Source organism: Burkholderia sp. Bp9090 (assembly GCF_003857985.1).
Lineage (GTDB): Bacteria > Pseudomonadota > Gammaproteobacteria > Burkholderiales > Burkholderiaceae > Burkholderia.
Genome location: NZ_QTPV01000030.1, coordinates 31,079 through 43,606, shown reverse-complemented (window position 1 = coordinate 43,606; position 12,528 = coordinate 31,079). Strand labels below are relative to the sequence as shown.

Here is a 12,528-nt window from a genome sequence, read left to right as displayed (position 1 = left end):
CCCCGCGCTGCTTCCATGCTCTCGAAACTGACCCGCTGGTTCGACGACCGCCGCCGCGACCGCGCGCTGCGCAGCCACCCGATTCCCGATGCACTGTGGCAGGACACCGTCGCACGCCTGCCGTTCCTCGATGCGCTGACGCCCGGCGACCTGGGCCGCCTGCGCGAGCTGACGAGCCTGTTCATCGCGAAGAAATCGTTTTCGACCGCGCACGGGCTCGAGCTGACCGACGAGATGATCGTCGCGATCGCCGCGCAGGCGTGCCTGCCCGTGCTGAATCTCGATCTGTCGTTGTACGACGGCTGGGTCGGCGTCGTCGTGTATCCGGGCGAATTCGTGATCCGCAAGACCGTGCAGGACGAGGACGGAGTCGTCCATGAAGTCGAACAGGACGCGAGCGGCGAAGCGTGGGAAGGCGGGCCGGTGATCCTGTCGTGGGAAGACGCGCAGATGACGGACGGCCGCGACGCGTACAACGTCGTGATCCACGAGTTCGCGCACAAGATCGACATGGTCAACGGCGAGGCCGACGGCTATCCGCCCCTCTTTCGCCGCTGGCACGCGCCGCACCTCGACGCGCAGGCGTGGGCCGACGTGTTCGAGCACGCGTACGACCAGTTCTGCGCGCGCGTCGATGCGGTGCCGGATCGCGCGTGGGCGCGCTTCGAGCGCGACTCGCTGATCGATCCCTATGCGGCCGATCACCCGTCGGAGTTCTTCGCGGTGTGCAGCGAGGCGCTGTTCGTGCGACCGCGCGCGTTCGAGTCCGAATTTCCGGAGCTCTACCGGCTGCTCGCCCGCTATTACCGGCAGGATCCGGCCCACACGGGCGCCCTCGACGCGTGATGAAAATTATTCGTCAACCGTCTGATTTTCTGGCATAATCGCCGTTTTTCGACCTTAGGCAAGTGGCTCGCGCCGGGCTTGACGTCGGCTGAAATCGCGCAAATGTGTGCGGTCCGGCACGGCAAGCGGCGGGTTGGCTACCGCTCTCACCAAGGAACATCATGAAACCTGGCATTCACCCGGACTACCGCGAAGTCGTCTTCCAAGACATGTCGAACGGCTTCAAGTTCATCACGCGCTCGACGATCCAGACGCGTGAAACCATCGAACACGAAGGCAAGACCTACCCGCTCGCCAAGATCGAAGTGTCGTCGGAATCGCACTCGTTCTACACGGGTCAACAAAAGATCATGGACACGGCAGGCCGTGTCGAGAAGTTCAAGAACAAGTTCGGCGTTCGCGCCAACGGCAAGGCGAAGTAAGCTTCGCACCGTTCCGGTGGTTGCAATGCACCGGTACCGCACGAAAGGGCAGCCCAGGCTGCCCTTTTTTGTCGCCGCTCGCCGGGAAACGCCGCACGGCGGCCGGGGCCGGGCAATCGTCTGACGCGCAACGGCCGGCGCGTCTACAATGCCGGATGCTCGAATCCGCACCGTCGGCGCATGACCGCACCGGCCGCCCGCCCATAACAAATCGCTCATCTGCATGAAGCCTGTCGTTCGCCTCACCGCCTCCGCCACGCGCGCGCTGCCGCGCTGGCTGCTGCTCACGCTCTGCCTCGTCTACGCGGCGTTCGGCCTGTTCGGCCGCGACCCGTGGAAGAACGAGGACGCGGCGGGCTTCGGCGTGATGTGGACGATGGCCACCGGCGGCTGGCACGACTGGCTGCTGCCGAATCTCGTCGGCAAGTTCATCACGACCGACGGGCCGCTCGCCTACTGGCTCGGCGCGCTGTCGATCCGCGCGCTGGCGCCGTGGGTCGACGCGAGCAACGCGTCGCGCGTCGACACGGGCGTGCTGTTCTGCGTCGCGTGCGCGTTCGTCTGGTACGCGGCCTATCTGCTCGGCCGGCGTGCGGAGGTCCAGCCGTTCAAGTACGCATTCGGCGGCGAGCCGGAGCCGCGCGACTACGGCCGCACGCTCGCCGACGGCGCGCTGCTGGTCCTCGTCGCATGCTTCGGGCTCGCGGAGCGCGGCCACGAAACGACGCCGCAACTCGCGCAGTTCGCGTGGATCGCGATGTTCGTGTACGGCATCGTGCGCGGCATCGACAAGCCGCTGCAAGGTGCGCTGTGGTGGGGCGCCGCGATCGGCCTGGTCGCACTGTCCGGCAACCCGGTGCTGGTCGTCGCGCTGCTCGCCGGCACGGCCGCGCTGTGGCTCGTCACGCCGGAGATGCGCAACCTGCGCCTGCCGCTGATCGGCCTGCCGCTCGCGGCCGCGATCTTCGCGCTGTGGCCGCTCGCCGCCTTCCAGGCAGCGCCGGACGACGCCGCGTGGTTCTTCAACCAGTGGATCCACGGCAGCCTGATGCGCTTCTCGGGCCCGCCGACCGCGGTGCTCGCCTATGCGGCGAAGAACCTGCCGCTGTTCACGTGGCCCGCGTGGCCGCTCGCGATCTGGGCCTGGTGGAGCTGGGCCGGCATGCGCCGCCGCGCGCACATCGCGATTCCACTGTCGGTCGTGGTGCCGCTCGTCGCGCTCGTGATCCTGCAGAGCCAGCAGTCGAACCGCATGTACATGCTGTTGCTGCCGCCGCTCGCGGTGCTCGCCACCTTCGCGCTGCCGACCCTCAAGCGCGGCGCGATCAACGCGTTCGACTGGTTCGCGGTGCTGAGCTTCACGATCCTCGGCACCTTCGTGTGGCTCGTGTGGCTCGCGTCGCTCACCGGCTTCCCGCATCCGCTCGCGCGCAACCTCGCGCGCCTCGTGCCGGGCTACGAACCGCACTTCAAGATCCTGTCGTTCGTCTGCGCGGTGATCGTCACCGTGTGCTGGTGCCTGCTCGCGCGCTGGCGCGTCTCGCGCCAGCCGAAGGTGCTGTGGCGCAGCGTCGTGCTGTCGGGTGCGGGCACCACGCTGATGTGGGTGCTGCTGATGACGCTGTGGCTGCCGATCGTCAACTACGGCCGGACCTACAGCGACGTCGCGCAACAGATCGCGTCGCACCTGCCGAAAGACTATGAGTGCATCTCGCCCGTGCGGCTCGGCGATGCGCAGATCGCGACCTTCGCGTATTTCGGCGACATGCACTTCGAATTCTCGGGCGACTGCGACGTGATCCTGCGCCAGGACCGCGCCGACTTCGGCGAGCCGAGCGCGATGTCGCAATACGTGTGGCGTCTCGTATGGGAAGGCCGCCGCGTGGCCGACCGCGACGAGCGCTTCCGCCTGTACGAGCGCATCGAGCGGCCGGCGGCGCCCGTCAAGCGCCGTGGCCCACGCCACCGGGCGGTCGATTGACGATGTTCGCCGACATCCGCCGGATCGTCGGCCTCGCGTGGCCGGTGCTCGTCGGCCAGCTCGCGATCATCGCGTCCGGCGTGATCGACACGGCGATGGTCGGCCGCTACTCTGCCATCGACCTCGCCGCGCTCGGGCTCGGTTCGTCGATCTACGTGTCGGTCTACATCGGGTTGACGGGCATCCTGTCCGCGCTGCAGCCGATCACCGGGCAGCTGTACGGCGCGCGGCGTTACGCCGAGATCGGCGAGGAAGTCCGCCAGGCGCTGTGGCTCGCGCTGATGCTCGCGGTGCCCGGCTTCCTGCTGCTGCATTTTCCCGAACCGCTGCTGCACATCGCCCACGCGCCGCCCGCGTTGCACGACCGCACGGTCGATTACCTGCGAATCCTGTCGTACGGCCTGCCGGCGAGCCTCGTGTTCCGGATCTACAACGCGCTGACCAACGCGGCCGGCAAGCCGCGCCTCGCGATGATCCTGCAGGTCGGCGCGCTGCTGCTCAAGTTTCCGCTCAACGTGTGGTTCATCTTCGGCGGGCTCGGCGTGCCGGCCCTCGGCGGCCCCGGTTGCGGGCTCGCCAGTACGCTGATCAACTGGGCGCTCGCGCTGATCGGCTTCATGCTGCTCGCGAAGCTCGACGTGTTCTCGCCGCTTTCGATCTTCTCGCGCTTTTGCTGGCCCGTCTGGGCGCGCCAGAAGGCGATCCTGAAGCTCGGCGTGCCGATGGGCCTGTCGTACCTGATCGAGGTCACGTCGTACACGTGCATGGCGCTCTTCATCGCGCAGTTCGGCACGACGACGCTCGCCGGCCACCAGATCGCCGGCAACATCGGCGCGGTGCTGTACATGACGCCGCTGTCGATCGGGGTCGCGGCGTCGACGCTGGTGGCCCGAGCGCTCGGTGCCGGCCGCCCGGACGAGGCGCGGCTGCTCGGCCGGCACAGCGTGATGCTCGCGTGCGGGATCGCGGCCGCGTACGGCGTGCTCGTGTTCACGCTGCGTCCGCTGATCGTCAGCGGCTACACGCCGAATCCGGCCGTGGCCGCCGCCGCGCTGCCGCTGGTCGCGATCGTCACCTGCTACCACTTCTTCGACGCGCTGCAGATCACGTCCGCCTTCGTGCTGCGCGCGTACAAGGTCGCGATCGTGCCGACCGTGATCTATGCGGTCGCGCTGTGGGGCGTCGGACTTGGCGGCGGCTACGTGCTCGGCTTCGACGTCGGCGGCCTCGCCCCCGCCTGGCTGACCGGCGCACGCGGCTTCTGGTTCGCGAACACGATCAGCCTGATGCTGGCGGGCGCGGGCCTCGCGCTCTACCTGCGCCACGTCAGCCGCGCGCAACCGGCCGTCGGCGCATACGGCGCATGACGCACGGCGTACGGCCTACGCGTCCTCCAGCACGTCGGCCGCGTGGTACGAGGACCGCACGAGCGGTCCGGCAACGACTTCCCTGAAACCGAGCGCCAGCCCCTCGTCGCGCCACGCGGCGAACGCCTCGGGGCTCACGTAGCGTCGCACCGGCAGATGGTGCGCGGACGGCGCGAGATACTGGCCGAGCGTCAGCACGTCGACCTCGTGCGCGCGCAGGTCGCGCAGCGTGTCCCGCACCTCGTCGTCGCACTCGCCGAGCCCGAGCATCAAGCCCGATTTCGTCACGAGCGTCGGCCGCGCGGCCTTCGCGTGCGCGAGCAGTTCGAGCGAGCCGCGATAGTCGGCGCCCGGCCGCGCCGCCCGATACAGCGACGGCACCGTCTCGATGTTGTGATTGAACACGTCCGGCCACGCCGACGACAACGCATCGAGCGCACGCGCGACGCGGCCGCGGAAATCGGGCGTCAGCACCTCGACGCCGATGCCCGGCACGCTCGCGCGCACCGCCGCGATGCAGGCGGCGAAATGCGCGGCGCCGCCGTCGCGCAGGTCGTCGCGATCGACCGACGTGATCACGACGTAGCGCAGCCCGAGCGCCGCGACCGCGGCCGCGAGCCGCGCGGGCTCGTCGGCATCGAGCGGCTCGGGACGGCCGTGCGCGACGTCACAGAACGGGCAGCGCCGCGTGCACAGCCCGCCCATGATCATGAAGGTCGCGGTGCGCTGCGCGAAGCATTCGCCGATGTTCGGGCACATCGCCTCCTCGCAGACGGAATGCAGCCGATGCTCGCGCAGCACGGCCGCCATGTCGGCGACCGCCCCGCTCATCATCGGCCGCGCCCGCAGCCACGGCGGCTTCGGCAGCGCCGCGCCGCCCGCGGGCTCGACGCGCACCGGAATGCGCGCGAGCTTGTCGCGGCTGCGCGCGCCCGGCTGGCCGAGCGCGGTGAGGCTGGGTCGTTCGAGCGCGGCGGTCATCGTCAGTCTCCGAGGAACGCGACGATCAGGCGGTTCACGTCGGCAGCCGCCTCCATCTGCACCATGTGGCCGCTGCCGGCGATCACCTCGGCACGCACGCCGTCCGGCAAGCCCTGCGCGTGCTGCGCCGGAATGACCTGGTCGCGCTCGCCCCAGATCACGAGCGTGCGCGGCGCGAGCGACCCGACGCGGTCGCGGAACACGCGCCGCTGGGCCGCACCGTCGAACGCGGCGCTCGCGATCTTCTCCAGCGCGGCCTGCACGCCTTCGAGCCGCTTGTACTTGACGAGATCCTCGACCAGTTGCCGCGTGACGAGCGCGTGGTCCGCGAACAGCGCGCCGAGGTGCGGCTTCAGCGTGTTGCGGCTGTTGCCGGCGACGAAGCCGTCGATGTAATCGCGGTTGATGTCGGCGCCGAGCCCCGCGCTCGCGATCAGCGTCAGCGATGCGACGCGCTCCGGCGCGCTGTCGGCCAACGTCATCGCCACCGCACCGCCCATCGAATGGCCGATCAGGTGCGCGCGCTCGATGTGCTGCGCATCGAGCAGCGCGAGCACCGCATCGGCCAGTTCGTCGAGGCTGCCGGTGTCGACTGCCTTGCCCGACTCGCCATGCCCCGGCAGATCGAGCGCCCAGACGGGCCGGTGCGCGGCGAGCTCCGCGTGGTTGAACAGCCAGTTGTTGAGGTCGCCGCCGAAGCCGTGGATCAGCACGGCGGGCGTGCCCGAGCCGTCGCCGAGCTTCAGGAACCGGACCGTGCGTCCGCCGATCTGCGCCTTCTCGGGCTGCGGGCCGGCCGCATCGTCGGCGGCCGCGGCCGGCACGAAATCGCGCTGGAATTCGGCGATCGCCGCGTCGATGTCGGCATCGCTCGCCTCGGCCGCGGCCACCACGCCGAGCAGCGCGCCGACGGGCAGCGTCTCGCCCTCCTGCGCGACCTGCCGACGCAGCGTGCCGTCGAACGCGCACTCGACGCCCGACGAGATCTTGTCGGTCTCGACGTCGAGCACTTCGTCGCCCTTCGTCACGCGCTCGCCGATCGCCTTCAGCCAGCCGTTGACCTGCCCCTGCTCCATCGACAGCCCCCACTTGGGCATCGTGATCATGTGAATCGACATCGTGTCAGCTCCTGGTCTTGAGTACCGCCTGCGCGATCGCGTCGGCGGACGGGATGTAAAGGTCTTCCAGCACGCCGGCGAACGGCGCGGGCGTATGCGGCGCGGTGACCAGCTCGATCGGCGCCTTGAGCGTCCGGAACGCGCGCTGTGCGACGAGCGCGGCGATGTCGGTCGCGATCGAGCAGCGCGGGTTCGCTTCATCGACCACCACCACGCGCCCGGTGCGCGCGGCGCTTTCGAGGATCGTTTCCTCGTCGAGCGGCGACGTCGTACGCAGGTCGATCACGTCGACGTGAATGCCGTCCTTCGCGAGCTTCGCGGCCGCGTCGGTCGCGAGATGCACCATCCGGCCGTACGTGACGATCGTCGCGTCGTCGCCTTCGCGCACGACGTTCGCCTCGCCGAACGGAATCGCATAGGATTCCTCAGGTACATCGCCTTCGCGCGTGTAGAGCAGCTTGTGTTCGAGGAAGATCACGGGATCGTTGTCGCGGATCGACTGGATCAGCAGCCCCTTCGCGTCGTAAGGCGTCGACGGGCACACGACCTTCAGCCCCGGAATGTGCGTAAACAGCGACGTGAGCATCTGCGAATGCTGCGCGGCCGCGCGCAGGCCCGCGCCGTACATCGCGCGGATCACGACCGGCGTCACGGCCTTGCCGCCGAACATGTAGCGGAATTTCGCGGCCTGGTTGAAGATCTGGTCGAAGCACACGCCCATGAAATCGATGAACATCAGCTCCGCGACGGGCCGCATCCCGCATGCGGCCGCGCCGACCGCCGCGCCGATGTAGCCGCCTTCCGACAGCGGCGTATCGAGCACGCGGCCCGGAAACTTGTGAAACAGCCCCTTCGTCACGCCGAGCACGCCGCCCCATGCGTCGTCCTCGCCCGGCGCGCCCGCGCCGCCCGCGTTGTCCTCGCCCATCACGATCACGCTGTCGTCGCGCGCCATTTCCTGCGCGAGCGCCTCGTTGATCGCCTGCGAATAAGTGATCTTCCTTGCCATGTCTGTCTCCTGGGATATTCGGTTCGCCGTGCCGGCCGCGCCGGCCGCCGGCAGCTGTGTCAGATCGCGCTCACGGGTACGACACGTACACGTCGGTCAGCAGGTCGGCCGCGTCGGGCAGCGGCGCGGCCTTCGCCTGCGCGACCGCATCGTCGATCAGCGCCTTCACCTGCGCATCGACCGCGCGCAGATCGTCGGTCGTCAGCACCTCGGCACGCACGACGCGCGCTTCGAAATGCTTCAGGCAGTCCTTCTCGTCGCGCAGCTTCTGCACTTCGCCCGGCGCGCGGTAGGTCTGCGCATCGCCTTCGAAATGGCCGAAGTAGCGCGTGAACTTCACCTCGACGAGCGTCGGGCCGCCGCCGTTGCGCGCGCGCGCGACGGCCTCGCCGAGCGCCTCGTGCACCGCGAAGAAGTCGAAGCCGTCGACGATCACACCCGGCATCCCGAAGCCGTTCGCGCGGTCGGCGATGTTGTCCGTCGCGACCGACCAGCTCGACGACGTCGCTTCCGCATAGCCGTTGTTCTCGGCCACGAAGATCGCCGGCAGGCGCCACACCGACGCAAGGTTCATCGATTCGAAGATCACGCCCTGGTTCGACGCGCCGTCGCCGAAGAAGCACACGCCGACGCCGCCGGTCTTCTTGTGCTTGGCCGCGAGCGCCGCGCCGCACACGAGCGGGCCGCCCGCGCCGACGATCCCGTTCGCGCCGAGCATCCCCATCGCCAGGTCGGCGATGTGCATCGAGCCGCCCTTGCCGTGGCAGACGCCCGTTTTCTTGCCGTAGATCTCGGCCATCATCCCGTGCACGTCGACGCCTTTCGCGATGCAGTGGCCGTGCCCGCGGTGCGTGGTGGCGACGTAGTCCGCAAGTCCGAGATGCAGCATCGTGCCGACCGCGGAAGCCTCCTCGCCCGCGTACAGGTGAACGAAGCCGGGGATTTCGCCGGTCGCGAACTCGACGTGCAGGCGCTCCTCGAATTCGCGGATCGTGCGCATCAGCCGGTAGGCGTCCAGCAGCGTGTCCCTGCTGAGCTGTGTCGAAACGGTCATGTGTGTCTCCTGGATAGGTCTGACTGCGAATGCCGCCGCGGCAATGCTGCGGCGACGGATTGCATGGCGGCCCTGCGGCCGTCAGTGAAACGTGAAGCGCCCGTCGACGCGCGCGGCCCGCATGCGCGCGATGGCGACCGGTTCGTCGAAACGGGCTGTCATGGCGAAGTCTCCTTGTAGAAGGTTCGGAATCCGATCGAGATGTCGTCGCGAAGCCGCGATCAGAAGCGCCACGCGCCGGCATCGCGCAACAGCTGCCGCGACGACGCGTAACGCAGCGTGCGGCCGACATCGACCGTCAACGGCCCGCGCCAGTCGAGCGCGATCTCGTAGCGCTCGCCGCGCGCGACCTCGATCTCGCGCTCGCCGTCGAACGCGAGCGTGCCGTGCTCGAACGGGATCGTCTGCCACGCATTCGGCTCGAGCCGCTCGCAGCTGCGCATCACGACACGATCGACGCGGCCGGGCGCGATCGGCGCGACGAGCGGCGTGCCGGCGGTCTTGCCGTCGGCGGCGAAGCGCATCGCGAGCCCGTGCGGCGCGCTGCGCTCGAGCGGGGCCCACGCGCCGCCGAGCGCGGACAGGCCGATGCCGTCCGGCTCCGCAAACGTCAGGTAGAGCGTGTCGATGTCGTCGGGCCCCGAGATCGCGCGCGCACCGATGAAGCGCTGGCCGGCCGCGCATACGTCGACGAGCGCGATCTCCTCGCGCCCCGCGTTCGCGCCCGCCGCGCAGCGCACGACGAGCCGCTTGTTGCGCATGAACGCGACCTCCGCCGGCACGGCGCCGGTCGCGGCAAGTCCTGCCGCGACGCCCGCGACGGTCGCTTCGCGATGTTCGGGAAACGCATTGTTGGTGCCGGTGGACAGCGCGACGAGCGGCGTCGCGCCGCAATGCGCGGCGACCGCGCGATGCGTGCCGTCGCCGCCGAGCACGACGATCAGCGCGACTTCCAACCGTCGCATGTAGGCGGCACCGGCCTGCGTGTCGGCGACGGTGTCCGAGATCGGCAGGTCGACGAATTCGACGTCGGGCCAGCGCTCGTGCGGCGCGACCGCGCGATGCGTATCGAGCGCACGCATCAGCAGCGTCGCGATGCCCGTCTTGTCGCGCAAGGTCAGCACGCGCTCGACGCCCATCGCACCGAGGCCGGCGAGCAGGCGCACGACCATGTTGGCCTTTTCCGCCGTCGGGAATACGGATGCATGCGTCGTCAGGCGGCGAATGTCGCGCCCCGATGCGGGGTTCGCGATCACGCCGACGGTCACGGGCGTCGTCACGGGCTTGTCTCCATCCAGTGGGCCGGCGCTCGCGCGCCGGCCTTGCATGTGTCGTCCGCCGTCATCGAGGGCAGCGGATCGTCGTCGCCGACGCGATTGCGCCGGCTTGCCCGTGACATCTGCAAGCGGCGTGCCACCGTGTGTGCAATGACCGCGAAACCCGCGTGCGGACTGGCTCGGCCGGTACGCCAGGCATCGGCATCTGCTGCCGCGAGCGCCCGACGCCCTGCGAAACCGCCCGTGTGTCTCACGCGGTCGACCCCTGGCGCGCCGGTTTCGGCGCCTTCATCCGGACCGCAATTTCGCCGGCAAGCCACGCGGCTCGCGGCGCGGCGCGCACCGCCGTGCGCCGGCCCACCGTTGCGCGCGGCCTGCCCGCGCGTCTCAGCCGCGCGAGACCGGCTGAGATACCGCTGAGACGACCGTCTCACGCCGCGCGCGTGCTGCGATGCAATGTGATCCGCGCAAGCGGATGTGCTACAAGAACATCGAATTCCCCGCCGTACGGAACCGGAGCCGATCATGCCCTACGCAGTCCCCCAGGCCCAGCACGCCGACCGTGTGCTCGGCGCGCTCGCCGGACGCCTGCCCGCGCCGGCCGATTCCGCGCGTCTCGTGTCGTCGTGGCAGCGCTCGCTCGAGCGCTACGCGCTCGACCCGGCGTCGTCGATCGGCCCGCGCGTGCTGACCGCGGCCGAGCTGCGCGAGGTGCGCGACAAGGAGGAGGCCTTCCTGCGCGCATCGGGCCAGTGCCTGACACGCCTGCACGACATGATTCGCGTCGCCGACTACTGCGTGATGCTGACCGACGCGCACGGCGTGACGATCGATTACCGGATCGACCGCGAACGTCGCAACGACTTCCGTCATGCGGGGCTGCACATCGGCTCGTGCTGGTCGGAAAGCGAGGAAGGCACCTGCGGCGTCGCGAGCGTGCTGACCGATCTCGCGCCGATCACCGTGCACAAGACCGACCACTTCCGCGCGGCGTTCACCACGCTCACCTGCAGCGCGGCCCCGATCTTCGCGCCGGGCGGCGAACTGATCGGCGTGCTCGATGCGTCGGCCGTCCAGTCGCCGGACGGCCGCGACAGCCAGCGTCTCGTGTACCAGCTCGTGCGACAGAGCGCGGCGCTGATCGAGGATGGCTACTTCGTGCACAGCACCGCGCAGCACTGGATATTGTTCGGGCATCCGAATCGTCACTACGTCGAGGCGCAGCCCGAATGGCTGATCGCGTTCGACGAATGCGGCAATATCGTCGCCGCGAACCGGACGGCGCGCGACGCGCTGCCGGCGCTGCGCGAACCGCGCCATATCGACGAGATCTTCGATGCGACCGAGATGCCGCTGCGCGACGCCGCGCGGCTCGATGCGATCGTCGCGCTGCGGCTGCGCGCGACCGGCGCCCCGCTCTACGCACGGCTGCGCGCGCCGCTACGGCGCGCCGGCCGCGAAACCGGCACGGCACGAGCCGCCCCGGCATCGCGCCGCCCCGGCACCGCGCAGCGCCACGTCGGCGCGCTGACGCCGTTCCTGCACAGCAGCGACGCGCGGGTCGCGCAGCAGGCCGAACTCGCGCTGCGTGTCGCGAGCAAGCGGCTGCCGATTCTCGTGCTCGGCGAAACCGGCGCGGGCAAGGAAGTGTTCGCCCGCGCGATCCACGACGCCGGTGCGCGACGCACACGGCCGTTCGTCGCGGTCAACTGCGGCGCGCTGCCCGAGGCGCTGATCGAAAGCGAGCTGTTCGGCTATGCGGCCGGTGCGTTCACCGGTGCGCGCAAGCACGGCGCGCGCGGCAAGATCGCGCTCGCCGACGGCGGCACGCTGTTCCTCGACGAAATCGGCGACATGCCGCTCACGCTGCAGACGCGCCTGCTGCGCGTGCTCGCCGACGGCGAGGTCGTCCCGCTCGGCAGCGATACGCCGGTGCGCGTCGATCTCGACGTGATCTGCGCGACGCACCGCGATCTCGCGCGGATGGTGGCCGACGGCACGTTCCGCGAGGATCTGTATTACCGGCTGAGCGGCGCGACGTTCGAACTGCCGCCGCTGCGCGAGCGCGCGGACGTGCGCGACGTGATCGCCGCGGTGTTCGCCGAGGAAGCGCAGGCGACCGGCCATGTGCTCACGCTCGACGCGACGCTCGCCGAGCAGCTCGCCGCGTATCCGTGGCCCGGCAACGTGCGGCAGCTGCGCAACGTGCTGCGCTATGCGTGCGCGGTGTGCGACGCCGCACGCGTGACGCGGCGCGACCTGCCCGCCGATCTCGCCGCGCAGCTCGGTGCGGGCCCGGCCGGCGCGCTGCCGGACGACGAACGCGGCTGCATCGTCGCGGCGCTCACCGCGCATCGCTGGCGGCCGGACGCTGCCGCGCAGGCGCTCGGCATCTCGCGCGCGACGTTGTACCGGCGGATCGCGAAACACCGGATCGTCGCGCCGCACCGCCTCTGAAGCATTGGGCTCGCGC

Annotated in this window: 11 protein-coding genes; 5 read left to right on the top strand and 6 right to left on the bottom strand. The window is 69.8% G+C overall.

The window, feature by feature from the left end; genetic code table 11:
* Positions 1-15 precede the first annotated feature (15 nt).
* The 4 genes from DIE16_RS24275 to DIE16_RS24255 all read left to right on the top strand — a co-directional run bounded on the left by DIE16_RS24275 (position 16) and on the right by DIE16_RS24255 (position 4,616).
* Positions 16-846 (top strand): zinc-dependent peptidase, encoded by an 831-nt coding sequence (locus DIE16_RS24275; protein ID WP_124486293.1) that lies wholly within the window; start codon positions 16-18, stop codon positions 844-846.
* Between the two features lie 161 nt (positions 847-1,007).
* Positions 1,008-1,268 (top strand): type B 50S ribosomal protein L31, encoded by a 261-nt coding sequence (locus DIE16_RS24270; protein WP_044847266.1) that lies wholly within the window; start codon positions 1,008-1,010, stop codon positions 1,266-1,268.
* A gap of 223 nt (positions 1,269-1,491) precedes the next feature.
* Complete coding sequence (locus DIE16_RS24260; protein WP_124486291.1) at positions 1,492-3,249, top strand: glycosyltransferase family 39 protein; 1,758 nt, start codon at positions 1,492-1,494, stop codon at positions 3,247-3,249.
* Between the two features lie 2 nt (positions 3,250-3,251).
* Positions 3,252-4,616: an MATE family efflux transporter gene (locus tag DIE16_RS24255; RefSeq protein ID WP_124893557.1), complete on the top strand. Its 1,365-nt coding sequence runs from the start codon at positions 3,252-3,254 to the stop codon at positions 4,614-4,616.
* Between the two features lie 15 nt (positions 4,617-4,631).
* Here the strand turns inward: DIE16_RS24255 and lipA are convergent, their stop codons facing one another.
* The 6 genes from lipA to DIE16_RS24230 all read right to left on the bottom strand — a co-directional run bounded on the left by lipA (position 4,632) and on the right by DIE16_RS24230 (position 10,058).
* A complete protein-coding gene (lipA, locus tag DIE16_RS24250; RefSeq protein ID WP_124486289.1) occupies positions 4,632-5,597 on the bottom strand; it encodes a lipoyl synthase in 966 nt (321 codons plus the stop codon).
* 2 nt (positions 5,598-5,599) lie between these two features.
* Positions 5,600-6,715: an acetoin dehydrogenase dihydrolipoyllysine-residue acetyltransferase subunit gene (locus tag DIE16_RS24245; protein ID WP_124570126.1), complete on the bottom strand. Its 1,116-nt coding sequence runs from the start codon at positions 6,713-6,715 to the stop codon at positions 5,600-5,602.
* Between the two features lie 4 nt (positions 6,716-6,719).
* Complete coding sequence (locus tag DIE16_RS24240) at positions 6,720-7,724, bottom strand: alpha-ketoacid dehydrogenase subunit beta (protein WP_044847261.1); 1,005 nt, start codon at positions 7,722-7,724, stop codon at positions 6,720-6,722.
* A 70-nt stretch (positions 7,725-7,794) separates the two neighbouring features.
* Positions 7,795-8,778, bottom strand: a complete 984-nt coding sequence (locus DIE16_RS24235; RefSeq protein WP_044847260.1) for a thiamine pyrophosphate-dependent dehydrogenase E1 component subunit alpha — start codon at positions 8,776-8,778, stop codon at positions 7,795-7,797.
* Positions 8,779-8,859: 81 nt separating this feature from the next.
* Positions 8,860-9,012 carry a hypothetical protein gene (locus DIE16_RS36725; RefSeq protein ID WP_185735511.1) on the bottom strand — a complete coding sequence of 51 codons (153 nt, stop codon included), beginning with the start codon at positions 9,010-9,012 and terminating at the stop codon, positions 8,860-8,862.
* Positions 9,000-10,058, bottom strand: a complete 1,059-nt coding sequence (locus tag DIE16_RS24230) for an ATP-NAD kinase family protein (protein ID WP_124893556.1) — start codon at positions 10,056-10,058, stop codon at positions 9,000-9,002. The genes DIE16_RS36725 and DIE16_RS24230 overlap by 13 nt, the downstream gene beginning before the upstream one ends.
* A 522-nt stretch (positions 10,059-10,580) precedes the next feature.
* Here DIE16_RS24230 and DIE16_RS24225 point away from each other — a divergent pair.
* Positions 10,581-12,512 carry a sigma-54-dependent Fis family transcriptional regulator gene (locus DIE16_RS24225; RefSeq protein ID WP_124893555.1) on the top strand — a complete coding sequence of 644 codons (1,932 nt, stop codon included), beginning with the start codon at positions 10,581-10,583 and terminating at the stop codon, positions 12,510-12,512.
* Positions 12,513-12,528 lie beyond the last annotated feature (16 nt).